At 66.5% G+C, this 25,421-nt stretch carries 23 protein-coding genes; 17 read left to right on the top strand and 6 right to left on the bottom strand.

Annotation, left to right across the window (positions count from 1 at the left end):
* The first annotated feature begins 9 nt into the window (after window positions 1-9).
* The 3 genes from AC3B5T_RS22080 (at window position 10) to AC3B5T_RS22070 (ending at window position 3,285) form a co-directional block, all read left to right on the top strand.
* Window positions 10-942, top strand: coding sequence for a 5-dehydro-4-deoxyglucarate dehydratase (locus AC3B5T_RS22080; protein WP_488357926.1), 933 nt, complete (start codon window positions 10-12; stop codon window positions 940-942).
* A gap of 6 nt (window positions 943-948) precedes the next feature.
* Window positions 949-2,286: a glucarate dehydratase family protein gene (locus AC3B5T_RS22075; protein WP_488357924.1), complete on the top strand. Its 1,338-nt coding sequence runs from the start codon at window positions 949-951 to the stop codon at window positions 2,284-2,286.
* Between the two features lie 105 nt (window positions 2,287-2,391).
* Window positions 2,392-3,285 carry a LysR family transcriptional regulator gene (locus AC3B5T_RS22070; RefSeq protein WP_010842369.1) on the top strand — a complete coding sequence of 298 codons (894 nt, stop codon included), beginning with the start codon at window positions 2,392-2,394 and terminating at the stop codon, window positions 3,283-3,285.
* A gap of 207 nt (window positions 3,286-3,492) precedes the next feature.
* Here the strand turns inward: AC3B5T_RS22070 and AC3B5T_RS22065 are convergent, their stop codons facing one another.
* Window positions 3,493-3,888 carry a universal stress protein gene (locus AC3B5T_RS22065; RefSeq protein ID WP_014927217.1) on the bottom strand — a complete coding sequence of 132 codons (396 nt, stop codon included), beginning with the start codon at window positions 3,886-3,888 and terminating at the stop codon, window positions 3,493-3,495.
* Entirely contained in the window at window positions 3,888-4,928 is a 1,041-nt protein-coding gene (locus AC3B5T_RS22060; protein WP_488357922.1) for a 2-hydroxyacid dehydrogenase, read from the bottom strand. Before AC3B5T_RS22060 ends, AC3B5T_RS22065 begins: the two co-directional genes overlap by 1 nt.
* Before the next feature lie 371 nt (window positions 4,929-5,299).
* On the opposite strand from AC3B5T_RS22060, the gene AC3B5T_RS22055 reads away from it, so the two are divergent.
* Genes AC3B5T_RS22055 through AC3B5T_RS22020 form a run of 8 tightly spaced genes read left to right on the top strand, consistent with a single transcriptional unit; the run spans window position 5,300 to window position 14,078 of the window.
* On the top strand, window positions 5,300-6,874 hold the full coding sequence (locus AC3B5T_RS22055; protein ID WP_488357920.1) for an ABC transporter substrate-binding protein: 1,575 nt from the start codon (window positions 5,300-5,302) through the stop codon (window positions 6,872-6,874).
* A 17-nt stretch (window positions 6,875-6,891) separates the two neighbouring features.
* Window positions 6,892-7,818, top strand: coding sequence for an ABC transporter permease (locus tag AC3B5T_RS22050; protein WP_014927214.1), 927 nt, complete (start codon window positions 6,892-6,894; stop codon window positions 7,816-7,818).
* A gap of 31 nt (window positions 7,819-7,849) precedes the next feature.
* Window positions 7,850-8,848 (top strand): ABC transporter permease, encoded by a 999-nt coding sequence (locus tag AC3B5T_RS22045; protein ID WP_010842374.1) that lies wholly within the window; start codon window positions 7,850-7,852, stop codon window positions 8,846-8,848.
* Entirely contained in the window at window positions 8,845-9,864 is a 1,020-nt protein-coding gene (locus AC3B5T_RS22040) for an ABC transporter ATP-binding protein (protein WP_488357918.1), read from the top strand. Before AC3B5T_RS22045 ends, AC3B5T_RS22040 begins: the two co-directional genes overlap by 4 nt.
* Entirely contained in the window at window positions 9,857-10,924 is a 1,068-nt protein-coding gene (locus tag AC3B5T_RS22035) for an ABC transporter ATP-binding protein (protein ID WP_488357915.1), read from the top strand. The genes AC3B5T_RS22040 and AC3B5T_RS22035 overlap by 8 nt, the downstream gene beginning before the upstream one ends.
* Before the next feature lie 28 nt (window positions 10,925-10,952).
* Complete coding sequence (locus tag AC3B5T_RS22030) at window positions 10,953-11,672, top strand: sulfite exporter TauE/SafE family protein (RefSeq protein ID WP_010842377.1); 720 nt, start codon at window positions 10,953-10,955, stop codon at window positions 11,670-11,672.
* Between the two features lie 20 nt (window positions 11,673-11,692).
* Window positions 11,693-13,051, top strand: a complete 1,359-nt coding sequence (locus AC3B5T_RS22025; RefSeq protein ID WP_488357914.1) for an enolase C-terminal domain-like protein — start codon at window positions 11,693-11,695, stop codon at window positions 13,049-13,051.
* A 4-nt stretch (window positions 13,052-13,055) separates the two neighbouring features.
* Window positions 13,056-14,078 (top strand): 2-hydroxyacid dehydrogenase, encoded by a 1,023-nt coding sequence (locus AC3B5T_RS22020; protein ID WP_488357913.1) that lies wholly within the window; start codon window positions 13,056-13,058, stop codon window positions 14,076-14,078.
* Window positions 14,079-14,424: 346 nt separating this feature from the next.
* Here the strand turns inward: AC3B5T_RS22020 and AC3B5T_RS22015 are convergent, their stop codons facing one another.
* A complete protein-coding gene (locus AC3B5T_RS22015) occupies window positions 14,425-15,813 on the bottom strand; it encodes an IS1380 family transposase (protein WP_488357638.1) in 1,389 nt (462 codons plus the stop codon).
* Between the two features lie 241 nt (window positions 15,814-16,054).
* Between AC3B5T_RS22015 and AC3B5T_RS22010 the strand changes: the two genes are divergently transcribed.
* Entirely contained in the window at window positions 16,055-17,140 is a 1,086-nt protein-coding gene (locus tag AC3B5T_RS22010) for an IS110 family RNA-guided transposase (RefSeq protein WP_014924910.1), read from the top strand.
* Between the two features lie 457 nt (window positions 17,141-17,597).
* Here AC3B5T_RS22010 and aqpZ read toward each other — a convergent pair whose 3' ends face one another.
* From aqpZ to AC3B5T_RS21995, 3 genes are all read right to left on the bottom strand, one after another.
* A complete protein-coding gene (gene aqpZ / locus AC3B5T_RS22005) occupies window positions 17,598-18,377 on the bottom strand; it encodes an aquaporin Z (RefSeq protein WP_488357912.1) in 780 nt (259 codons plus the stop codon).
* 160 nt (window positions 18,378-18,537) lie between these two features.
* Window positions 18,538-19,299: a pirin family protein gene (locus AC3B5T_RS22000; RefSeq protein WP_010842381.1), complete on the bottom strand. Its 762-nt coding sequence runs from the start codon at window positions 19,297-19,299 to the stop codon at window positions 18,538-18,540.
* A gap of 73 nt (window positions 19,300-19,372) precedes the next feature.
* A complete protein-coding gene (locus AC3B5T_RS21995) occupies window positions 19,373-20,047 on the bottom strand; it encodes a DUF1345 domain-containing protein (RefSeq protein ID WP_010842382.1) in 675 nt (224 codons plus the stop codon).
* Window positions 20,048-20,154: 107 nt separating this feature from the next.
* On the opposite strand from AC3B5T_RS21995, the gene AC3B5T_RS21990 reads away from it, so the two are divergent.
* The 5 genes from AC3B5T_RS21990 (at window position 20,155) to AC3B5T_RS21970 (ending at window position 25,380) form a co-directional block, all read left to right on the top strand.
* Complete coding sequence (locus AC3B5T_RS21990) at window positions 20,155-20,448, top strand: hypothetical protein (RefSeq protein WP_014927206.1); 294 nt, start codon at window positions 20,155-20,157, stop codon at window positions 20,446-20,448.
* The gene (locus tag AC3B5T_RS21985) at window positions 20,445-21,269 is read left to right on the top strand and encodes a hypothetical protein (RefSeq protein WP_488357911.1); all 825 of its coding nucleotides are present in this window, start codon (window positions 20,445-20,447) and stop codon (window positions 21,267-21,269) included. The genes AC3B5T_RS21990 and AC3B5T_RS21985 overlap by 4 nt, the downstream gene beginning before the upstream one ends.
* Before the next feature lie 57 nt (window positions 21,270-21,326).
* The gene (locus AC3B5T_RS21980) at window positions 21,327-23,270 is read left to right on the top strand and encodes a fumarate reductase/succinate dehydrogenase flavoprotein subunit (RefSeq protein WP_014927204.1); all 1,944 of its coding nucleotides are present in this window, start codon (window positions 21,327-21,329) and stop codon (window positions 23,268-23,270) included.
* Between the two features lies 1 nt (window position 23,271).
* Window positions 23,272-24,018, top strand: a complete 747-nt coding sequence (locus tag AC3B5T_RS21975) for a succinate dehydrogenase/fumarate reductase iron-sulfur subunit (protein ID WP_010842386.1) — start codon at window positions 23,272-23,274, stop codon at window positions 24,016-24,018.
* Between the two features lie 219 nt (window positions 24,019-24,237).
* Entirely contained in the window at window positions 24,238-25,380 is a 1,143-nt protein-coding gene (locus AC3B5T_RS21970) for an acyl-CoA dehydrogenase family protein (protein ID WP_488357910.1), read from the top strand.
* The last annotated feature ends 41 nt before the right edge of the window (window positions 25,381-25,421 follow it).

The following is a 25,421-nucleotide window of genomic DNA, read 5'->3' as shown; positions in this document are numbered from 1 at the left end:
GGAGTCCCAATGCTCAACGGCGTCCTGTTCTTTCCCGTCACACCCTTCGACAGCAGCGGTGAGGTGGACTACCGGCGCCTCGCCGAACACATCGACCGCGGGGTGGCGGCCGGCCCCGGTGGCGTCTTCGTCGCCTGCGGCACCGGCGAGTTCCACGCGCTCGGACTCGAGGAATTCGGCCGGATCGTCCGGTGCGCGGTCGAGACCGTCGCGGGTCGCGTCCCGGTGTTCGCCGGTGCCGGCGGCTCGATCATCCAGGCCCGGGAGTTCGCGGTGAGTGCGAAAGCCAATGGCGCCGAGGGTATCCTGCTGCTGCCCCCGTACCTGGTGACGATGCCACCGGCCGGCCTCGCCGAGTACACGCGATCTGTCGCGGCGGCCACCGACCTGCCGCTGATCGTCTACAACCGTGGCAACGCGGTGTTCGACGAGGAGTCGGCGATCAAGGTCGCCCAGCTGCCGACCGTCATCGGTTTCAAGGACGGCACCGGGGACCTCGACAACGTGTCGCGCATCGTGATCGCGGTGAAAGAGGCGCTGGGGGACTCCAAGGAGTTCCTGTTCTTCAACGGCCTGCCCACCGCGGAGATCACGCAACAGGCCTACCGTGCCATCGGGGTGACCCTGTACTCGTCGGCGACCTTCGCCTTCGCCCCGGAACTGGCTCTCGCCTTCTACAACTCGCTGGAGAACGGCGACGTCGAGTTGACCGAGGCGTTGTTGCGAGAGTTCTTCCATCCCTTGGTCCGTCTGCGTAACACCGTGCCGGGGTACGCCGTCGCGCTCGTGAAGCACGGTGTGACGATGGAAGGGATCGAAGCCGGCCCGGTACGCGCGCCGTTGGTTCAGCCGACGCCTGAGCACCAGGCCGAGCTCGAGCGGATCACCGCAGCCGGCCGGGCGGTGCTGGCAACCACTCTCGCCGTCCAGGCCGCGGTCTGAGAAGTCATGTCGACGAACACGATGGACACGGCGCCGGTCGGCTTGTCCGCCATCGAGACTCCACGGGCCGACACCACGATCGCGAAGGTCACCGTCACCCCGGTCGCCTTCGTCGACCCGCCGTTGCTCAACACGGTGGGTGTTCACCAGCCCTACGCACTCCGGGCGATCATCGTGATCGAGACGGCCGATGGTGTGCGCGGACTCGGCGAGACCTACGCCGACACCGCCCATCTCACCCGGATGGAGGCCGCCGCCGAGGCGATCATCGGTCTCGACGCGTTCGCACTCCACCGCCTCCGGGACGCGATCGACGCCCGGATCTCGACGCTGACGGTCACCGGAGGCGACGGGGTCGCCGGGATGATCACCACGGCCAGCACGACCGATCGTGTCTTCTCGCCGTTCGAGGTCGCCTGTCTGGACATCCAGGGCAAGACCCTCGGCCGCCCGGTGAGCGACCTGCTGGGCGGACGTGTGCGGGACCGGGTTCCGTTCAGCGCGTATCTGTTCTACAAATGGGCGGCCCACCCCGGCGCCGCCGGCACCAACGGTCTGCCGGACGAATGGGGTGAGGCGATCGACCCGGGCGGCTTGATCCGACAGGCCCATCGGATGATCGACCGGTACGGGTTCACCGCTATCAAACTCAAGGGCGGGGTGTTCGACCCCGACGAGGAGATCGCCGCGATCAAGGCGCTGCACGCGGAGTTTCCCGGCATGCCGCTACGTCTCGACCCCAACGCGGCGTGGACCGTGGAGACGTCGCTGCGCGTAGCGGCGGAGCTCGAGGGCATCGTCGAGTACCTGGAGGACCCGACCCCGGGCCTCGACGGGATGGCCCGGGTCGCCGAGCAGGCGAGCATGCCGCTCGCGACCAACATGTGTGTCGTGGCCTTCGACCATCTCGAACCCGCGGTGCGGAAGCGGTCGGTCTCGGTCGTGCTGTCCGACCACCACTATTGGGGCGGACTGCAGCGGTCGCGCCTCCTCGGCGGAATCTGCGACACCTTCGGACTGGGCCTGTCGATGCACTCCAACTCCCACCTGGGTATCAGTCTCGCCGCGATGGTGCATCTGGCGTCCGCGACACCCAACCTCACCTACGCCTGTGACACCCACTGGCCCTGGAAGACCGAGGATGTGGTCAAGCCAGGAGCCCTCCGCATCGTCGACGGTGCGGTACCGGTCCCGACCGGCCCGGGACTGGGTGTCGAACTCGACGAGGAGTCGCTCGAGGCGCTGCACCAGCAGTACCTCGACTGCGGCATCTGCGATCGGGACGACACCGGCTACATGCAGTCCATCGATCCCGGCTTCGTGAACTCCAGCCCGCGGTGGTGACCACCGGACGCGGTCTGGATGAACCCTCGACCGGCACCGGAGACGTCGGCTAGCGTCATCCACACCACCCCGTAGATCACGGGCCACGATGCCGAAAGTGGATCGATGTTCTCTCTGTCGCGCCTGTCCTGCTTCATCGCGGTCGCCGAGGAGCTGCATTTCGGCCGAGCCGCCGAGCGGCTGCACATGACGCAACCCCCGCTGAGCCGGCAGATCCAGCAGCTGGAGCACGAACTCGGCGTCCAGCTGATCGAACGCAGCAGCCGGGCGGTGTCGCTCACCGCGGCCGGTGCGGCATTCCTTCCCGACGCGCGGCGGATCGTGGCGCTCGCCGAGGGGGCGGCGCTGACCGTCCGCCGCGTGCCGGCCGGCGACCTGGGGACCGTCAACATCGGTTTCACGGGTGCCTCGGCGCGGGCGGTGTTGCCCCGCCTCATGCAGACCGCCCGTGAGAAGCTGCCCGACGTACGGCTCGTGCTGCGGGAGATGGTCACCGTCGCGCAGGTCGAGGCGCTGGTTCGTGGGGATCTCGACCTCGGCATCGTCCGGCCACCGATCTCCCGGCCCGGTGTGAATTCTCGTCCGCTGCACCATGAACGGCTGGTCGCCGCCTTGCCCGCCGATCACGAGTTCGCCGACGTCGAGCACCTGGCGATCGAGGACTTCGACGGTCAGGCGGTCATCATGTACTCGCCCACGGACGCTCGGTACTTCAACGAGCTGCTCATCAGTACGTTCACCGCGGTCGGGGCATCGCCCCGCTACGTCCAGTACGTCACCCAGGTGCACACCATGCTCGTGCTGGTGCATTCCGGGTTGGGTATGGCGCTGGTGCCGGAGTCAGCGATGACCATGCACCCCGACGGCGTGGTCTTCAAGGAGGTGACCGCGATCCGCGATCGCCCCGTACAGATGAACATCGCCTGGCGTGCCGACAACGCCAACCCGGCCCTGGCGCGGCTGATGAGAGACGTTCTGCCTGAACGGGAATGGATCTGACGGCGACCTGGGTTCTCGGAGAACCGATTCCCGTCGACTGTGCGCCATTCCCGTCGACTGTGCGTCAATTCCCGTCGACTGGACCGGCAGAACTCACTTCGTCGACGCTACCTCGATCGAAGTCGCGTCGACGAAAGGAAGTCTGCTGGTCGATCTCCGCCGGAAGGTGGTGATCAGGCAGCTGAGACCGACGCTCCGGAGAGCCGGTCAGACTGCGGCGCGTACCGGAGGCTTGACCGCGACCACCGGACACTGTGCGTCGAGCAGCACGCGCTGGACCACGCTGCCGGTCAGCAGTTTGCCGACCGGTGAACGCCTGCGCTGGCCGATCACCAGGAGCTCGGCCGCGTCGTCGTAAGACGCGTCGATGAGTTGATCGGCGTGCGACAGACCCGGATCGTTCTCGGCGACACGGTAGTCCACCTCGCCGGCCGCCGCGACGTCCCGGGCCTCCTCGAGATCGATCAGGAACTGCGGGGACGCGGCATCATCACCGTCGGCCACGACCACGACGTCGGTGCCGCGCATCCGGGCCTCGGCGAAGCCGAACGGAAGTGCGCCGCGACCTTCGGGTGTCGGGAGATAGCTGAGGACGACAGACATCAGATGTCCTTTCGCAGCGCGGGATTCGGGGCGACGACCGGGGTCGACAGATCGCCTGTCCGGAGGAACGACTCGAGGTTGGCGAGGGTGAGTTCTTCCATGGCGGCACGGGTCTCGACCGTGCCGCTCGCGAGGTGGGGGAGAAGCACGACGTTGTCCATCGACAGCAGCTCCGCGGGTACCTCCGGCTCGTGTGCGAACACGTCCAGGCCGGCGCCGGCCAGTCGTCCGTGCCGAAGCAGGTCGACGAGCGCGTTCTCGTCGACGACGCTGCCGCGGGCCACGTTGATGAGGTAGCCGTCGGGACCCAACGCCTCGAGGACGTCTCGATCGACGAGATGGCGCGTGTTCGCTCCACCGGCGGCCGCGACGATCAGCACGTCTGCCTGCGCGGCGAGCTCGACCGGTGACGCCGCGTAGCGGTACGGGGAGCCGGCCACCGGGCGCCGGTTGTGGTACGAGATCCGGCAGCCGAAGGCCTCGAGACGGTGGGCGATCGCGGACCCGATGCGCCCCAGCCCGAGGATGCCGATGTCGGTACCGGAGACCTTGCGGGTGAGGGGCACGTTGCCCTCCGCGGGCCAGCGTCCGGCGCGGACGAACCGATCGGCCGCGGAGAGTCCCCGCATCGTGTCGAGCAGCAGTCCGACGGCGGTGTCGGCGACACAGTCGGTGAGGACGTCCGGGGTGTTGCTGACCCCGATGCCGAGTTCGGTTGCTCGAGCGACGTCGGTGGTGTCGTATCCGACGCCGAAGTGGACGATGGCGCCGAGGTTCGGCAGTGCGGCCATCAGGCCGGCGTCGACCCCGGTCCGGCCGGAGGTCACGACCGCGGTCACCGCCTCTGCATTGCGTGCGAGGAAGGAAGCCCGCGTCTGGTCGTCGTCCGGCAGTCGCTCGGCGCCATAGGTGTCGGCGAGGCGCTCCTCGAGCGAGGGCTTGAGGGGTCCGACTCGCAGAACAGAGCCGTGCTGAAATGAAAAAGACTCTGGTGCAACGGGTTCCGGTGCTGTCACGGTACCGGCCGAACTGCTCGTCATGATTGACCTCCAGGAGTGCAGGACACAGACCGGTCCTTCGGTGGATGGGTTCCACGCTAGAAGCGGGCACGGATACCTGTCCAACACGCAAATAACATGGATCGATACTCAAACAGTATGGATGCGGCGTCGTCGATTCGGAAGGCGGAACGCCGGAGAGGAAAACTGTCAGGTCAGCGGCGTTTTCGAGCGATCCGGGCGTCGGCCCGGATGCTCTGCGGGAGGGGCCAAAAGCCGCCGAAACGGCCTTCTACTGGGCTTTTGCTCTGTTGACGCCGTCATTCCCACGCTCATAGCGTGTGTCTACCGTCACAAACGCGGTCGAGCCCACCGCGAGATCACCCCCAGCTTCTCTGTCAACGGAGGTTCCCATGCAGATCGCAGCCCTGCGATCCCGGAAGCGCCCCGCGGCGTGTCTGATGACCCTGTCCGCGGTGGCCGTGCTCGCCGCCAGCGGTTGCAGCGTCGCGAACACGACCGCCGGCGAGAGCGCCTCCCCGGACACCCTGCGCATCGTCCTGCCCCAGGAACCGCCCACCCTGGAACCCTGCGATGCCTCCCTCACCGCGACCGGCGTCGTCGTCCGATCCAACATCACCGAGCCCCTCATCGAACGAAACCCGGACAGCGGCGCCCTGGAGCCGAGTCTCGCGACCGCGTGGAGGCAGGTGGAGCCGAACGTCTGGCGATTCACCACGGCCTCGGGGGTTGAGTTCAGCAACGGGCAGCCGTTCGACGCCGAGGATGCCGCGTTCTCGATCCGCCGCACGTTCAACGGCGCTATCGGTTGCGACGTCAACGGCTACGTCTTCGACGACAGCACGCGCGAGGTGAGTGTCGTCGACCCGAACACGATCGAGGTCCGGACGGAAACGCCCGATCCGATCCTCCCGCTGCGCCTGTCCTTCATCGAGATCGTCCCGCGTACCACCGTTGCCGATGACAAGGTGCGCGTCCCGATCGGGACCGGGCCCTACATGGTCGACTTCTGGGATTCCGGCCAGCGGGTCGCGCTCAAGGCGAATCCGAACTATCACGGCGACGCGCCGCAGTTCAGCCGCGCGGTGTACCAGTGGCGCGGCGAGGGCAGCGTGCGCGCCGCGATGGTGACCAACGACGAGGCGGACATCGCCACGTCGCTGGGGCCCGAGGACGGAGCAGGCGATCTCGGCACCGCCTACACCAACAACGAGACGACGGCGCTGCGCATGCAGGCCACCGATGCCCCGCTGAACGATCAACGGGTGCGGGAGGCCATCGATCACGCCATCAATCGCGACGGTATCGTCAGCGCGCTGTTCCAGGGGCTCGGCACCCCCGCGGCCCAGCTGGTCGGCAAGGGCATCGTCGGGTACAACGATCGGCTCGAGCCGACCTCCTACGACCTGGACCGTGCGAAGGAACTGGTCGACGAAGCCCGGGCCGACGGTGTACCGGTCGACCGCACGATCCGGCTGATCGGGCGTACGGGCCAGTTCCCGAAGATCAACGAGACCATCGAGAACATCCAGTTCACCCTCGACCGGATCGGCCTGGACGTCGACATCGAGATGATGGACACGTCCGGTCAGATGCAGTACCAGACAAGGCCGTTCGTTCCCGGATCGGGACCCGTGCTGTTGATGATCATGCACGGCAACCAGGCCGGTGACACCCAGTTCACCCTGGACCAGTACATGTTGTCCGACGGCTACCAGAGCACCTACGGCACCGCGGCGTACGACGAGCAGATCCGCGCCGCCGAGGCGCTGACCGGAGCGGTACGTCAGGATGCACTCGCCGCGGTACTGGCGGCCGAACCCCGCGAGATCCGCCAATATGCCTACATCGCGCACATGCAAGCGGTCCTCGGTAAATCGAGTCGTATTGCCTACCAGCCCAATTCGGCCACCGGCGATGAGATGCGTCTCGCCGAGATGACCCACGCGCCAGCCCAGAACGACTGAAACAGAGGCGATGACCGATGCTCACCTTCCTCCGGCGCCGGATGTTCACCAGCCTGATCCCGCTGATCATCGTCTTGTTCGGCGTGTTCTTCATGGCTCGGCTGACCGGCGACCCCACCAATCTGTACCTACCCGTCTCCGCCACCCCGGATCAGCGTGCCGAGTTCGCCGCGGCCAACGGGCTCGACAAGCCGATCTGGCAGCAGATGACCGACTATCTGACCGGGGTGCTGCACCTCGACTTCGGTGAGTCGCTCAAGACGGGGCAGGAGGCGGCAGGCATGGCGCTCCGCGCCTTCCCGGCCACCCTGCAGCTCGCGTTCGTCACGTTGATCCTGTCGATCCTCGGGTCGATCGTGATCGGCTGCTGGGCGGCCTACCGGCCGAACTCCCTCGCCGACCGCTTCTCGAGCCTGCTGTCGATGACCGCGGCCAGCGTCCCCGACTTCTGGTTCGCGATCACCGGGATCTGGATCTTCGCGGTGGTGTTCGGCTGGTTGCCGACGTCGGGGACCGGCGGGATGCTGGCCTGGGTCCTGCCCATCGCGACCCTGATGATCCGGCCGCTCGGCGTACTCACCCAGGTCGTGCGCGGTGCCATGGTCTCCGCGCTCTCGGCGCCCTACGTCAAGGTGGCACGCAGCAAGGGGGCGGGGGATCTGCGGATCGTCACCCACCACGCCCTGCGCAACGCGGCCGCCCCGGCCCTCACCGTCGCAGGCGATCTCGCGGTCGGCCTGATCAACGGTGCGGTCATCGTCGAGGCCATCTTCGGATGGCCCGGCATCGGCAAGCTGATGATCGATTCGATCCTGCAACGTGACTTCGCGGTCCTGCAGGCAGCGGTGCTCCTCACCGCCATCAGCATCTTCATCCTGAACATCGTCATCGACGCGGGTCTCGCCCTTCTGGACCCCCGCGTTCGTGACAAGGCCACGGTCTAGTCGCCGGCGACCATCGAGGAGTTCTGACAAAATGTCCATCGTCACCGATCCCGTCGACACGACGAGTCCCGTCGCCTCGACCGACATCACCGGCGACTCCGTCGCCACCAAGAAGGTGCCAGCCGGGCAGCTGCCGTTGTGGCGGTTGCTGTTCCGCGACAAGTTCGCGACGGTCGCGGCGGGCATCCTGACCATCGTCCTGCTCACCGCGATCTTCGGTCCGTGGCTCGTCGGCGACGCCGCCACCGACCAGAACCTCGACGAGTCGAATCTCCCGCCGTTCAACCTGGACACGGGTTGGATGAACGTCCTCGGCACCGACCCGCTCGGACGCAGCATGCTCGCCCGGCTCATCGTCGCGTGTCAGACCACGCTGATGGTCTCTCTGCCCGCGGTGATCATCTCGTGCGTCGTCGGTTCGGCGATCGGCATGTGGGCGGGATACCACCGCGGGTGGCGGGAGACCACGGCGATGCGCATCGCCGACGTCATCATGAGCTTCCCGTCCCTGCTGCTCGCCGTCGTGATCCTGTACGTGTTCTCACCGAGTGCCGCCAACATCATCGCGGTGCTGGCGATCACCCGCATCCCGATCTACCTGCGGACCGCACGAGCCGAATCCGCCGAGCTCCAGAGCCGTGTGTTCGTCGACGCGGCAAGGACATTCGGCGCGAGCAGCGGTGCCATTCTTCGTGGTCACGTGATGCCGATCCTGCTTCCGACGCTGCTCACGGTCGCCACCCTCGACTTCTGTTACGTGATGCTCGCCGAGTCGTCGCTGTCGTTCCTCGGCATCGGAATCCAGCCGCCCGACATCAGCTGGGGACTGATGGTGTCGCAGGGCCGGACCTACCTGCAGACCGCCTGGTGGCTGTCGTTCTTCCCCGGCCTGGCCATCGTCATCACGACCGTGTCGGCCACGATGCTGGCCGCATGGGCGCGGATCGCGACCGATCCCGGCCAGCGGTGGCGACTGACCACCCCGAACGCCCGCAAGCGGTTCTTCTCCTCACGAAAGGCGCTGCGATGAGTGCTCCTGCCCTCGACCGGCCCGATGCCGGCACCGACGACCGCGTCGCGCTCGACGTCGTCGACCTGACCGTCGATCTGCGGACCCCCACCGGGACCGTCCGCGCCGTCGATCATGTCTCCTTCTGTGCCCGGCGCGGCGAAACGCTGGCGCTGCTCGGCGAATCCGGGTGCGGCAAGTCGATGACCGCGCAGGCGCTGGTCGGTCTGCTCGACCCGATCGCCTCGGTCTCCGACGGGTCGATCACGCTCGACTCCGTCGACCTGGTCTCCGCGTCGCCGTCGAAGCGGCGCAACATCGCCGGCACCGAACTCGCGATCGTGTTCCAGGACGCACTGACCGCGCTCAACCCGGTCTACCCGGTCGGCACCCAGCTCGCCGAGCCGTTCCGCATCCATCGCCGGATGTCGAGGAAGAAGGCCCGCCTCGAGGCGATCGAACTGATGCGTCACGTGGGCATCCCGGAACCGGAGTCCCGGGTCGACTCTTATCCCCACCAGTTCTCGGGCGGGATGCGGCAGCGTCTGCTGATCGCGATGGCGGTGGCGCTGAGCCCCAAGGTGCTGCTCGCCGACGAACCCACCACCGCGCTCGACGTCACGGTGCAGGCCCAGATCATGGCCCTGCTGAGCCGCCTCCGCACCGAGCACGACATGGCGGTCGTCCTGATCACCCACGACCTCGCGCTCGTCGCCGAACAGGCCGACCGCGTCGCGATCATGTACGCCGGCAACGTCGTCGAGACCGGACCGGTCGCCGAGGTCTTCGGCAGTCCGAAACACCCGTACACCAAGGGACTTCTCGATTCGGTACCCGTCAGTGCCGAACGGGGCGCCGACCTGAAGTCGATCGGCGGGACCCCGCCCGACCTGCACTCCATCCCGGCGGGCTGCGTGTATCAGGCGCGGTGTCCGCTGGCTCGGGCGCGGTGCGTCCAGCAACGCCCGACCCTCACGGCCACCGGCGCCGACCGCGCCGCCGCCTGCCACTTCTCGGAGGAGATCGACAATGCCTGAGACGACGACGAGGTTCGACAAGGCCCCGGCTCCGGCGGGCGGGGTCGCCCCCGACACGAGCCGGGTCCTCGAGGTGCGCGACGTCGGAAAGACGTTCGCGGTGTCCGGCAAGGGCGGACGCAAGCAACTGCGGGCACTCGACGGGATCGACCTCGAGCTCCGCCGGGGCGAGACACTCGGACTCGTGGGCGAATCAGGTTGCGGCAAATCGACTCTCGCACGGACGCTGATGATGCTCGAGCGTCCCGACTCCGGCACCGTCCGTTGGGACGGCACCGATCCCTATCGGCTCAAGGGCAAGGACCTGCTCGCCCTGCGCCGCAAGGTGCAGATGGTGTTCCAGGATCCGTACGCCTCACTGAACAACCGCATGACGGCGGCCGAGATCATCGGCGAGCCGTGGCGCACCCACAAGGATCTGTACCCCCGCAAACGGGACCGGGCAGCTCGGGTACGCGAACTGCTGCACCTCGTCGGGCTGCGTCCGAGCGACGAACACCGCAGTCCCCAGGAGTTCTCCGGCGGTCAGCGTCAGCGGCTGGGGATCGCTCGCGCGCTGGCGCTCGATCCCGAGGTGATCATCTGCGACGAGCCGGTGTCCGCCCTGGATCTGTCGGTACAGGCACAGGTGCTGAACCTGCTCAACGAACTCCAGCAGGAACTCGACATCTCCTACATCTTCATCTCCCATGACCTGTCCGTGGTCCGGCACGTGGCCGACCGGGTCGCGGTGATGTACCTCGGCAGGATCGTGGAGACGGGCAGCACCGAAGCCGTGTTCGACCATCCCGCGCACCCCTACACCGAGGCGCTGATGTCCGCGGCGCCGACCCTCGACGCCGAGAACCGCCGTGAGCGAATCCTTCTCAGCGGCGAGGTGCCCTCGCCGCTCAACCCGCCGTCGGGATGCCGCTTCCGGACGCGCTGCGCCCATGCCACCGACGTCTGCGCGACCGCCCTCCCGCCGGCCGTTGCCGACGGGCACCAGGCGGGTCACGTCGCCGAGTGCTACCACCCCCGCGGACGGGCCGCGCTGGGCATGCCCGCGCCGGCGGCATGAGTGCGCCCAGCATGAATGCCTCGGCCGCGTGAGCGTCGTCGCATGCGTGGTCATCGCCGTCGCCGTCTTCCTGGCGTCGTGCATGCAGGCCTCGATCGGCTTCGGGATGGGCATGCTCGCGGCACCGGTGGTTGCTCTGGTGGCGCCGACGCTGCTTCCCGGCATGTTGATCGCCTCCGCGACGACCGTGACGTTGCTGGTCGTCATCCGCGAGCGGGGGAGCCTGGACCTGCGCGGTACCGGGTGGGCGCTGATCGGCCGGGTCCCCGGGACCATCGCGGGCGCCCTGTTGCTGGTGTGGTTGCCGACCCGTGGGCTGTCGCTGTTGCTGGCCGCGGTCGTCCTCGGCGGGGTCGCGGTCGCGTCGGTCGGGTGGCGGCCGGCACCTGTGCGCCGCAACCTGGCGACCGCTGGCGCGGCGTCGGGATTGCTCGGCACGGCGACGTCCATCGGTGGACCACCCATGGCACTGGTGTACTCAGGCAAGGAGAACGCACACGTTCGCAGCAACATGAGTGCCTTCTTCCTCGTCGGAAGTCTGATGTCGCTGGGCGCACTCGCCGCGACCGGGAGCCTCCGAGCGGAGATCCTCTGGGCATTCCTCGCACTGACACCGATCGTCGTCCTGGGCTTCGTCGCCTCCCGCGTCGTCAACCGGGTGCTCGACCGGAACCGGCTGCGCACCGTGTCGATCACGGTGTCGGCCATCGGCGCCGCCCTGCTCATCGGGCAACAGATCTTCTTCTGACACACGTGAAAGGACCAATCATGACGACAGCGACTTCGGCGCCGCGCGCCACGACGACCCCGGTCGTCACCGAGATGCGGGTGATCCCGGTTGCCGGACGGGATAGCATGCTGCTCAACCTCTCCGGTGCGCACGCCCCGTTCTTCACGCGCAACCTCGTGGTCCTCACCGACTCCGAGGGCAACCAGGGGGTCGGCGAGGTCCCCGGCGGTGAACCGATCCGGACCACGCTCGACGATGCGCGTCCGATCGTCGAGGGGCGCGGTATCGGCGAGTACAACGCGGTCCTGCAGGACATCCGGCGGACCTTCGCCGACCGCGACCGGGGTGGACGCGGAGACCAGACCTTCGACCAGCGCATCACGATCCACGCGGTGACAGCCGTCGAATCGGCGCTGCTGGATCTCGTGGGCCAGCACCTCCGGGTACCGGTGGCCGCTCTGCTGGGAGAGGGACAGCAACGCGACCGGGTCGCCGCGCTGGGCTACCTGTTCTTCGTCGGGGACCGCACCAAGACGAACCTGGACTATGCCGACGGTGCCGGCGAGGCCGACGACTGGTTGCGCCTGCGCCATCAGGAGGCTCTCGACGCGGAGGGTGTCGTCGCGCTCGCCGAGGCGGCCCAGAAGCGCTACGGTTTCGCCGATTTCAAGCTGAAGGGCGGAGTACTGTCGCCCGATGAGGAGGCCGATGTCGTCACCGCGCTCGCCGAGCGCTTTCCGACGGCGCGGGTGACCCTGGACCCCAACGGCGGGTGGTTGCTCGAGGAAGCGATCCGGATCGGTGGACGCCTGCGCGATGTGGTCGCGTACGCCGAGGATCCGGTGGGGCCGGAGGGCAGGTTCTCCGGCCGTGAGGTCATGGCCGAGTTCAAACGCGCGACCGGACTCCCGACCGCGACGAACATGATCGCGACCGACTGGCGCGAGCTGGGACACACGATCCGGACGAACGCCGTCGACATCCCGTTGGCGGATCCGCATTTCTGGACCATGGCCGGCTCCGTGCGCGTCGCGCAACTCTGTGATGCCTGGGGCCTCACCTGGGGCTCGCACTCCAACAACCACTTCGACGTCTCGCTTGCCATGTTCACGCACGTCGCGGCCGCCGCGCCGGGCGAGATCACCGCGATCGACACGCACTGGATCTGGCAGGACGGACAGCGCCTGACCACCGAGCCGTACGAGATCGTCGACGGCCATCTCTCGGTTCCCGACCGGCCAGGACTCGGCGTCGAACTCGACATGGAGCAGGTGGAAGCGGCCCATCAGCTGTACCGCTCCGAAGGGCTCGGAGCGCGGGACGACGCGATCGGAATGCAGTTCCTCATCCCGGACTGGACCTTCGACAGCAAACGTCCCGCACTCGTGCGGAGCTGAGGCGGTGACGGAATCGGGGAGCGACGTCCTGAAAGTCGTGGTGGGCGAACGCAATTTCGCGCCACACCGCGAATTGTTCGAGAGCCTGCTGCCCGCCGGTGTCGACACCTCCTGGCACGCGGCCTTCGACGAGGCCGCACTCGTGGCCGATCTGGCCGACGCCGATGTCTATGTCGGCGGCCGGGTGACGCCGGCGATGGCCCGAGCGGGTTCGGGACTGCGGCTGGTGCTCACCGGCGGTGCCGGCACCGACAAGGTGAGTTTCGATGATCTCCCGGTGCACACCGAGGTGGCCAACACGTTTCACCATGAGGACTCGATCGCCGAGTACATCGCCGCCGCGGTGGTGACGGTGCGCCGCGACCTTCTCGTCCAGGACGCGGCCCTCCGGCAGGGGTCGTGGGCGTCGGCGGTCTATCGAGACGGCGTTCCGCAACCACAGACCCTCCGCGGGGCCATGATCGGTTATGTCGGCTTCGGCCACATCGGTCGGCGAACCGCGGATCTGATGGGGGCATTCGGCGCGCGGGCCTGTGCGGTGACGGGCTCCGGCCGGGTCTCCGACGCCTCCGGGCTCGAATGGCACAGCGACACCGCCGATCTCGGCCGTCTGATGACGGAATCCGACGTCGTGGTCGTCTCCGCGCCGCTGACGTCGAGCACGACAGGGATGATCGACGCCGCGCAGCTGCGACGGCTCGGGGCCTCGGGTGTGCTGGTGAACGTGGGCCGCGGCCCGCTCGTGGTCGAGCAGGATCTGTTCGAGGCGTTGCGGGACGGGGTGATCGGTGGCGCCGCGATCGACGTCTGGTATCGCTATCCGACCGCCGGTGATCACGCGGATCCGTCGGAACTGCCGTTCGGCGAACTGCCCAATGTCCTGATGACCCCCCACATCTCGGGAGTCACCCGCGACACCTTCGTCGGGCGGGTGCACGACATCACCGACAACATCTCCCGGCTGCGGTCGGGACGAGAGATCCTGCGCGTCGTCAGCAGGCCTCAATCGCCCAGCGCAACCGTGTGATTGAGCCTGACCCGAAAGACCCGACCCCCATCGATCCCTGAGGAGCGTACGCGCAGACCTACTGCTCCCTAATCCGAAAGAACCACGCACCCACTGGTCCCTGATCCGAAAGAACCACGCACCCACTGGTCCCTGATCCGAAAGAAGCGACCACCCACTGCTCCCCAATCCGAAAGAAGCGACGACACACTGCTCCCTGAGCCTGGATCCGTGGATGGTTATCCGGGGGTGTGGTTGGTGATGGCTGAGTGTCTGATTGTGGTGTGGGCGTCGGGTATTCGCTGACCTTGTGTCAGCTTTTTCACTGGGGTTCCTGGTCGTGGTTGGGCAGTGTGGAGTTTGGGTGTCAGGTGGTGTTCACTGCGGTCCACAACGCGGTGAAGGCGTGTTGTGCTGGCCAGTGGCGGGGTAGGTGCAGGACGGGTGTTCGTGCTGGTCGGGCCAGTCGGGCGGGCACGGCGATGAGTGTTCGGCGCAGCGTCGCCCCGCGTGCGGCGCGCAGTGCCGGTGCCGCGCTGAGCGCGGCGAGGGCGCGCAGGAGGTTGTGGCTGATGGCGGCCAGGGCCAGCCAGGCTGCGTTGGCACCGAACACTCCGGAGGGCAGATGTGCCAGTGGTCCGTCGATGAGGTCGGCGAACACGGTTTCGATGATGGCGTGGCCGCGGTGGTTGATGTCGGCGGTGACGGTGTCGTCGGTGGTGTTGGTGAAAAATGCGTGGTACCGCCAGGCGGGCATCAGGGTGTCGGTGTTGGCGGGGTGGTGGGCTTTGACGCGGCGCACGATGAGTCGGGCGGTGATCGGGTGAGGCGACTGGGGTTTCACGGTGTAGGTGGTTTCGGCGACTTCGGCATCAGAGATCAGTTCGCCGGTGTCGGGGTCGGTGACCGCGCCGGGATAGTGCACCGGTGTCCAGGCATCGTCTTTGATGGCCGTGATCGCGCGGGCGATCGCGGTGTTGGTCCGCAGGACCAGCGAGAACGTGGCTCCCGCACGCTCGCAGGTCGCCATCACCTCGGCCGAGCCGTAGGCCGAATCCCCGCGCACCGTGATCTCGCCGGCGGCTCCGGCGCGGCGTGCGGTGGTGATGGTTTCGGCGATCATTTTTGCTGCCCCGGCACCGGAGGCGGCGCGCCCGGCGCGCAGCCACGCGTTGGCGATCACAGGTGGATGCCCGGGCGCGCAGACGGTGGCGATCAATGGCGACAGGCCCCGGCGCAGGAGTTCACGTCCGGCGATCTTGGCGTGGCCGTAGGAGCCGCCCTGTTTCTGATAGCCGTAGACCGGGCGCAGCAGCGAGTCGATATCGACAAACACTCGGGCGCCGTCGGTGGGTAACAACCCTGCCCGCGCGCACATCGCCGGTAAGGTCCGGGTCATCACGGCGTTGAGTTGTCGCACATGACCGGTGGTGAACTCGCGCAGGGTCTGTCCGATCGTGGCCGGGGCGTACACGCGGTCGAACAGGCGGGTGTGCCCACCGGCGCGGACGAGGTTGAGGTCGTCGATACTGTCGGCGCCGCAACAGAATCCGGCGATGACGGTCAACAGCTTCGCGTCCAGGTTGGCCCCGGCAGAGGCGACTTGGGTGGTGCCCAAATCGACTCGCTCAGCCAGCTGGGAGGCCAACCCCGTCGAGTGGGCCAGTCGCATCACCGGTACTAGCCCGGCATGCGACACCAGATTGTCGTCATCGAAGACAGCGGACTCGGTAGTGAACTTATGCGATACTTTCACTGAAAGTGCCTTTTGACTGGATTGTTTTGTTGTCTCAACACCACCAATCATCCCAGCTCAAAGGGCATTTTCTTGTCATCGACACCCCAAACTCATCCACGGATCCAGGCTGAGGTGCGAGGAGCGATAGACGGTATGAGGGCCTTGGGGCCGAAGGCCTCAAGCTGCAAACACATCGTGGGTTGCTGCTGCTGAGTTCACACTCGGCGGTAGCACCACATTGCAGATCAGGAGGCCTCCGGTGATTGTTCAGGGTACAAGTGTCGGATTGGATGTTCACGCACGTTCGGTGGTCGCTCACGCCATCGATGAGGACAGCGGCAACGTGATTCGGGAGACGTTGGTTCCCGATGCGGCGACCATCGTGAGCTGGCTTCACAGCTTGGCTCCGCCTGTGCGGGTTGCCTACGAGGCCGGTCCGACGGGTTTCGGATTGGCTCGGGCGATCACTGCGGCCGGGATGGAGTGTGTGGTTGCCGCGCCCTCGAAGCTGCAACGGCCAGCCGGGGACCGCGTCAAGACCGATGCCCGAGACGCTGCGCACCTGGCGAAGTTGCTGCGCCTGGGCGAGGTAGTCGCGGTCGGTGTGCCCGAGGAGGGTACCGAAGCGGCCCGTGATCTGGTCCGCGCCCGCGAGGACGCTCGCAGCGACCTGATGCGGGCGCGGCATCGATTGTCCAAACTGCTTCTGCGCCAGGGGATCGTCTACTCCGGCGGGAAACCCTGGACCGGTGTTCATCAACAGTGGCTGCAGCGTCAACGTTTCGAGCTGCCGCTGTTGCAAGCCGCCTTCGACAACGACCTGGACGCGGTGTTGAGCGTGACCGCACGCCGAGACCGCCTCGATGAGCTGATCGAACAGACCGCGGCCACCGATCCGTGGCGGGCTGTGGTCACCCGATTGTCATGTCTGCGGGGTGTGTCGACGCTGACCGCGTTCGCTCTGGCCGTCGAGATCGGCGACTGGTCGAGGTTCAGTGGCGCCACGATCGGCCCCTACGCCGGGTTGGTGCCCTCGGAATACTCGACCGGCGGTACCCGCAGTCAGGGATCGATCACCAAGGCCGGGAACGCCCACGTGCGGCGGTTGCTGGTCGAGGCGGCCTGGCAACACCGGCGGCCCTACGGCACGCCCGGACAGACCATGCGCCGTCGGTGGGAGGCCGCCTCACCCTCGGCCCGCGCCCGTGGCCATGCCGGCAACCGACGGCTACACAAGCGTTGGCAACAATTCGACCGCCGCAGCAAACATCCCTGCGTGGCCAACACCGCGATCGCTCGTGAGCTCGCCGGCTGGTGCTGGTCGCTGGCGGTGCTCGACGACTAACCAGCACTGACACACAATCTTGGCCACCCGCCGCGACTGCGCTGTGGTGAACAGGGAACGAATCCACGGCGTCGCTATGTGCGCCAGCACCTCTGGGTGCACGGTACGCACGCTTACATAGACCCGTCGGTCAGCGTTTTCATCTCCTGTCGAACACCGTTGAGCGGTAACCAACCCGCGTATATCAGTCCGACAACACCGTCGCGAGTAACGACCACCACACACCGCGGCGGGTGGCCAACCCCCACTACAGCCCCCTAGCAAGGAGGCCAACTCGCCATGGAACTTGACAAAGCAGCACTACATATCAGCGACGAGCCTCGAAGGGCCTGGTGAGATACCTCGCGATGCCCTTCGTGGCTCGCTTCGCTCGCACCTCAGGGAGCGGGGCGGGCCAGCGGGTCTGTGGTTCCCGGTGTGCCTTTCAGTCGACGGAGGCTCCAGACCATGCCCTCGCTCAGGCGTCGGCTGTCTCGACCCGGTCCGGCTCGGCCGCCGAGCGCTTGCCGTTCTGGAACAGCAGGGGGTAGAGGAGGCCGCCGATGAGTCCGCCGATCAGCGGGGCGAGCCAGAAGGCCCACAGCTGACCCGGGGCGCCGTTGCCGTTGAAGAAGGCGACCGCCGTCGAACGTGCCGGGTTGACCGAGGTGTTGCTGATCGGGATCGAGATCAGATGGATCAGGGTGAGGCACAGGCCGATGGCCAGTGGACCGAAGCCGGCGGGAGCGCGACCGTCGGTCGCACCCAGGATCACGATCAGGAAGAAGGCCGTCAACAGGATCTCCGCGATCAGCACCGCGGCCAGAGGGTAGTTGCCGGGGGAGTGTTCGCCGAATCCGTTGGCGGCCATGTTGCCCTCGGCTTCGAAACCGGGTTGACCCTTCGCGATGAGGAAGAGCATCAGACCGGCGAGCAGACCACCCACGACCTGCGCGATCCAGTAGGTGGGCAAATCTTTCCAGGACAGGCGACCGCTGACGGCGGCACCGAGCGTGATCGCAGGATTGAAGTGTGCTCCCGACACGTGCCCGACCGCGTAGGCCATGGTGACCACGGTCAGTCCGAAAGCCAGCGCGACACCGAGGAATCCGATTCCGACCTGGAAGGTGTCCTGGCCGTCTTCGGATTGGGCGATCTGCTTGGCGGCGTAGATGGCACTACCGCATCCGCCGAACACCAACCAGAAGGTGCCGAAGAACTCAGCCGCAAGTCGTGCTGCGGGCGACGGAGAAGGCATGGACGTCCTTTCGCTCGGTGACCTGACCGTCGAGGCGCGCGAGGTGCCTCACCGTTCGAATGGCTCACACCCTAGCGGTGCTGCCGCAAACAGGCAGCAATATAACAAATCATGTGCAGATCAGTGAACAGTTAGGAGCTGCGGGATGTCCCGGCGACGGTCAGCGGGAAAACGTCGTGTGCATCTCCCAGAACAGGATCTCGGCTTCGGTTGTCGTGGAGACGGTGAGGGCGCCGTGGTCGGTCGTGCGCAGAGCGTCACCCTCGACGAGTCGTGCGCCGTCGTCGAGGTCGACGACGCCCCGGGCCACGTAGAGATGTCCGAACGGTGCCGGGGGCAGGGTGACCGATTGTCCGGGTCCGAGACGCGCGACGTGCAGTGCCGCGTCCGGGTTCTTGAGCGAGATCGCCGTGGTGGTGGCGTGTCCGGCCATTCCGGAAGCAACCGTCACCAGCCCGCCGGTGGCGAGGTCGGCGCTGAAATCGCGCTCGGCGTAACCGGGTTCACCCCCGGCGTGCTCGGGAGCGACCCACATCTGGACGACACGCAGGTCCCGGTCTTCGCTGCGCCGGGAAGCGTTCGCCTCTGTGTGGGTGATACCGCGGCCCGCGCTCATCCGCTGTGCGACGCCGGGGGTGATCACGCCGGCGTTGCCAAACGAATCACGATGAGCCACTGCGCCTTCGAGAACCCACGTGACGATCTCGGCGTCGCGGTGGAAGTGGGCCTCGAAACCTTCGCCGGCGTCGACGCGATCGTCGTTGTGGACGAGCAGGATGCCGTGTGCATTCGCGGTCAGGTCGAAGTTGCCGGTGACCGGGAAGGACTGGCGGGAATCGAGCCACTCGCTCCGGAAGACGTACCGGTCGGCGCCCCGGATGACCTGCCGCGACGTCGTGGTCGTGGCCCGTGTTTCGCTCATCGTCGATTCCGATCTCGTCCGGGGACTACGTCGGCTCAACCGCCACGTCGCCGACGCTATTCCGGTAGCACGGCTAGTCGAGGAGATTGACCGCGTTGGCCACGACCAGGCTGAGGATGACGATCGACAACAGTGACTGCGATGCCATCGCGAGCTTCGAGCGACGCGACAGCGGCATCACGTCGGTGGGACTGAACGCAGTTGCGTTCGTCAGTGCCAGGTAGAGGTAGTCGAAGAAGACGGGCCGCCAGTCCGGTGCTGCCAAGCGGGGCTCGAGTTGCTGGGGAAACGCGAGATCCGGGCGTTCGGCCGGGTGCAGGTGCCGGTTCACCGGACCGCCGCCGTCGAGTTCCCAGTAGAGGAACGCGAACGCGATGACGGTCTGCAGCCAGACGAGTGCTCCGGCGACCAGCAACTCGTTCGCCGCCTCGGTCTGCGGATTGCCGTACAGGAGATCCCACACGAGTCGTCCCGCAGCCCAGGCCGCGCCCGCGGCGATGGCCACGACGAGACCGATCGAGAGTGCACGGACCCACCGTCCGGGACGGTCGATCCGGCCGGGATCCACCACGATCAGCATCAGCAGCACGGTCCCCTCGATCGCCGGGAGCAGCCAGGAGACGCCGGCGGCGTAGCGCGCGGGGAGCAGGAACGGGATCGCCATCGCGACCAGCACGAACCCCGATGCCGTCCAGCGTTGCTCGGCGCGGGGCAGGTTCTCCCCGGGAACTCGGTCGTCATCGTTCATCCGGAGGCCTTCGGTGTAGGGGCTACGACACGTTCGGCCAAGACCGTTGACTCGACGTGCCCGGCCGGTACTGTGTTGTGCATCACATAGGCAGGAAGGGATGTGCCATGATATCGACCGAGATGAAGGATCTGCATCGCAGTATCGGGGTCTTGCGGCATCACATGACCACGCTGCAGACGCAGTACGGCGATGTCGACGCCGTCCGGCGAATGTCCAACGATCTGGACCGTCTGGAGATCGACCTCCACGATTTCGAGCACGCGCCACCGCCGCCGCTGCAGGCGAAGCTCGGGCGGGACCAGGTCATCTATGTTCCCGACAGCAAGTCCGACGAGTCGGCCTGGCTGGGCGCGCAAGACGAAGGGCTGGGCTTTCATTCGCGTGAGCGCACGAAGTGAGCGCCCCCGCGACTGAGCGGGACACAGTCGGGGTCTTCTCTCCGGGTCGCGCGCGGATCCTGGCGCGAACACTTCGCCAGGACAGGTGGTGGCTCGCGCCGCTGCTGACTGTCACCGGTCTCGCGGCTTTCGTCATCTACGCCACCGTGCGGTCGTTCGTGCGGAGTGCCTATTACGTAGCGGATTACCACTACCTGTCGCCGTTCTACTCGCCCTGTCTGAGCGAGTCGTGCGTCCCTGGTGCCAGTCATTTCGGCACACCCTTTCCCGAGCTTCCGATGTGGATTCCGCTGGCGTTCTTGTCGCTGCCGTTTCTGCTCGGATTCCGGTTGACCTGTTACTACTATCGCAAGGCCTACTACCGTTCGGTCTGGTTGTCGCCGCCGGCATGCGCGGTCGCCGAACCGCACAGCCGGTACACGGGCGAGACCCGGTTGCCGCTGATCATCCAGAATTCGCATCGCTACTTCTTCTACGCCGCCGTGATCGTCTCGGTGATCAACACCTACGACGCCGTCGTCGCGTTCCACGGCGCGGACGGTGGTTTCGGATTCGGGCTGGGCAACGTCATCCTCGTCGTGAACGTGCTGCTGCTGTGGACCTACACGGTGTCGTGCCACTCGTGTCGCCACGTCACCGGCGGCCGGCTCAAGCATTTCTCGAAACATCCGGTGCGGTACCGGATCTGGACCCAGGTATCCAAACTGAACACACGACACATGCAGTTCGCCTGGATCACGCTCGGCACGTTGGTGCTCACCGACCTCTACATCATGCTGGTCGCCAGCAACACCATCTCGGACCTGAGGTTCGTGGGTTGACCTGTTGAGACACAACGCCTGTTGTGCAGCCGTTTTCAACGTTGGGAGTCGCGCCAGATGGCCGAGCCGGAACGCTACGAGTACGACGTCGTTGTCATCGGTGCGGGTGGCGCCGGGCTGCGCGCGGTCATCGAGGCCCGCGAACGGGGTTACTCGGTCGCCGTCGTGTGCAAGTCGCTGTTCGGCAAGGCCCACACCGTCATGGCGGAGGGCGGATGTGCCGCATCGATGGGCAACGCCAACTCGAAAGACAACTGGCAGACCCATTTCCAGGACACGATGCGTGGCGGCAAGTTCCTCAACAACTGGCGCATGGCCGAGCTGCACGCGAAAGAGGCCCCCGACCGGGTCTGGGAACTCGAAACCTACGGCGCGCTGTTCGACCGGACCGCGGACGGACGGATCTCGCAGCGCAACTTCGGCGGTCACACCTATCCGCGACTCGCGCACGTAGGCGATCGCACCGGGCTGGAGCTGATCCGGACGATGCAACAGAAGATCGTCTCGCTCCAGCAGGAGGACTTCGCCGCCACCGGCGACTACGAGTCGCGCATCAAGGTGTTCGCCGAGTGCACGATCACCGACCTGCTCAAGGACGGCGACGCGATCGCCGGAGCATTCGGGTACTGGCGCGAATCGGGCCGCTTCATCCTGTTCGAGGCACCGGCGGTGGTTCTCGCGACCGGGGGTATCGGCAAGTCGTTCAAGGTGACCTCCAATTCGTGGGAGTACACCGGCGACGGCCACGCGCTCGCGCTCCGGGCCGGGGCGAGCCTGATCAACATGGAGTTCATCCAGTTCCACCCGACCGGGATGGTCTGGCCGCCCAGCGTCAAGGGCATCCTGGTGACCGAGGGCGTGCGAGGTGACGGCGGAGTTCTCAAGAACACCGACGGCAAGCGCTTCATGTTCGATTACATCCCACCGGTCTTCAAGGGGCAGTACGCCGAGACCGAGAAAGAGGCCGACGAATGGCTGGCCGACAACGACAGCGCCCGCCGAACCCCGGACCTGTTGCCCCGCGATGAGGTCGCGCGGGCGATCAACGAGGAGGTCAAGGCCGGGCGCGGCACCGAGCACGGCGGCGTGTACCTCGACATCGCGTCCCGGATGCCTGCCGAGGAGATCATGCGCCGGCTGCCGTCGATGCATCACCAGTTCAAAGAACTCGCCGACGTCGACATCACTGCCGAACCGATGGAGGTGGGGCCCACCTGTCACTACGTGATGGGCGGGATCGAGGTCGATCCGGACACGGCCGCCTCGCGGGTGCCGGGACTGTTCGCGGCGGGTGAGTGTTCCGGTGGGATGCACGGCTCGAACCGGTTGGGCGGCAACTCGCTGTCGGACCTGCTGGTCTTCGGCCGGCGCGCCGGACTCGGCGCGGCGGCGTACGTCGAATCGCTGACGACGCGGCCCGCGGTCTCCGCCGGTGACATCGACCGGGCTGCGGCGTCGGCTCTGGCGCCCTTCGATCCGCCGGCAGAGGGCAAACCGGAGAACCCCTACACCCTGCACACCGACCTGCAACAGGCCATGAACGACCTGGTCGGGATCATCCGGAAAGAGGCCGAGATGCAGGAGGCGATCGGCGTCCTCGCCGACCTGCGAACCCGGCTGGGCGGTATGCAGGTCGAAGGGCACCGCCAGTTCAATCCGGGCTGGCATCTCGCGGTCGACCTGCGCAACATGCTGCTGGTCTGCGAGTGCGTCGCGAAAGCCGCGCTCCTGCGTACCGAGAGCCGCGGTGGACACACCCGCGACGATCACCCCGCGATGGACTCGAGCTGGCGCAATGCCTTGCTGGTCTGCACCGCGGATCTCGACGGGGACGGTCCGGTTCCCGAAGTCAGCGTCGTGCGTACGGAACAGACCCCCATGCGGCCGGACCTGATGGAGTTGTTCGAGTTCCAGGAGGTCGAGAAGTACTACACCGCAGACGAGATCGCCGGTCATCCCGGCGCCGGAGGCGAACGAGCCGAGGGACATTCGGAGGACTGACATGGGATACGACGCGAAGTTCCGGATCTGGCGCGGCGACACCGACGCCGGTGGGCTCGAGGACTACACGGTCGCAGTCAACGAGGGCGAGGTGGTGCTCGACATCATCCACCGGCTGCAGGCGACGCAGGCCCCCGATCTGGCAGTGCGGTGGAACTGCAAGGCGGGCAAGTGCGGCTCGTGTTCGGCGGAGGTCAACGGCCGCCCGAAGTTGCTGTGCATGACCAGGATGTCCACCTTCACCGAAGACGAGGTCGTCACGGTGACCCCGATGCGGACGTTCCCGGTGATCCGCGACCTGGTCACCGACGTCTCGTTCAACTACGCGAAAGCCCGTGAGATCCAGTCGTTCACGCCGCCCGAGGGTCTCGCGCCGGGCGAATACCGGATGAAGCAGGTCGACGTGCAGCGCTCGCAGGAGTTCCGCAAGTGCATCGAGTGTTTCCTGTGCCAGGACACCTGCCACGTCGTGCGAGATCACGAGGAGAACAAGCAGAACTTCGCCGGGCCGCGCTTCCTCATGCGTGTCGCCGAGCTCGACATGCATCCCCTCGATGTGGCCGAGCGGCGCGACTCGGCCCGCACCGAGCACGGACTGGGACTGTGCAACATCACCAAGTGCTGTACCGATGTCTGTCCCGAACAGATCAAGATCACCGACAACGCGCTGATCCCGATGAAGGAACGCGTCGCCGACCGGCACTACGACCCGCTCGTGTGGTTGGGCAACAAGCTGTTTCGTCGGTAGAAGAGCCGGCGCAAGTGCGTGGCCCGGCCGGCGTGACCGTCCCAGGCTGATGTCGCGCAACGTTGCGGCCTGCGCAACGACTCACTACATCCACCGGAGTGCCTCGGACGTGGCACGCCTCGCTGAGACAAAGTGGCTCGGCCATGCCAACGCGACCTTGCCAACAGTCACTGTTACGCTCGCCGTTGACACTGTTATTCGTGGATAGGTAAGCACACCATGGCCGAACGTTCCTCCTGGGAAGACGACGATCTCACCGCATTGCGCGACCTCGCCCGCAGCTTCTGCGAGAAGGAGATCAAGCCGAACGCCGAGAAGTTCATCGAGCAGCACCACGTCGACCGCGACCTGTGGAACAAGGCCGGAGACCTCGGCCTGCTCTGTATGTCGATCCCGGAAGAGTACGGGGGCGGTGGCGGCACCTTCGCTCACGAGGCGGTTCTGATCGAGGAGCAGGCCCGCGTCGCGGACAGTTCGTGGGGCGTCAGCCTGCACAACGGCATCGTTGCGCACTACATCCTGGAGTACGGCTCCGAGGAGCAGAAGAAGACCTGGTTGCCGAAGATGGCGAGCGGCGAGGCGGTCGGTGCCATCGCGATGACCGAACCGGGCACCGGATCAGACCTGCAGAACGTGAAGACGAAGGCGATCAAGCAGGGCGACGAGTACGTCATCGACGGCTCGAAGACCTTCATCACCAACGGCAGCCAGGCCGACCTCATCATCGTCGTCGCCAAGACGGATGTGTCCGAGGGGGCCAAGGGCATCTCCCTGATCCTCCTCGAGGCCGAGCGCGAGGGTTTCCGTCGCGGACGGGTGCTCGACAAGGTCGGCCAGCGCGGTCAGGACACCTCGGAACTGTTCTTCGACGGCGTTCGCGTCCCCGCCTCGAACCTGCTCGGCGCCGAGGAGGGGCAGGGCTTCATCCAGCTGATGCAGCAGCTCCCGCAGGAGCGGCTGATCATCGCGGTCGCGTCGGTGGCAGGTATGGAGAAGGCGGTCTCCGAGACCATCGCCTACACGAAGGACCGCACGGCATTCGGCCGACCGATCTTCGGTTTCCAGAACACCAAGTTCAAACTCGCCGAGGCGGCCACCGAGACGCGGATCGGCCGCGTGTTCGTCGACGACTGCATCGACAAGCACATCAAGGGCGAACTCGACATCCCCACCGTCGCGATGGCCAAGTGGTGGACCAGCGACCGCGCCATGGTGGTGGCCGACGAGTGCCTCCAGCTGTTCGGCGGATACGGCTACATGAACGAGTACCCGATCGCTCGTCTCTGGGCCGACAACCGTGTCCAGAAGATCTACGCCGGGACCAACGAGATCATGAAGGAGATCATCGCGCGGACCCTCTGACGACCGAGCGACTCTCGATGTGGCGGCGGCCCCGGTGATCA

This window comes from Gordonia sp. G4, from assembly GCF_057770005.1.
The sequence above is the reverse complement of the archived record's forward strand: the minus strand, read 5'-3'. Positions and strand labels throughout refer to the sequence as shown.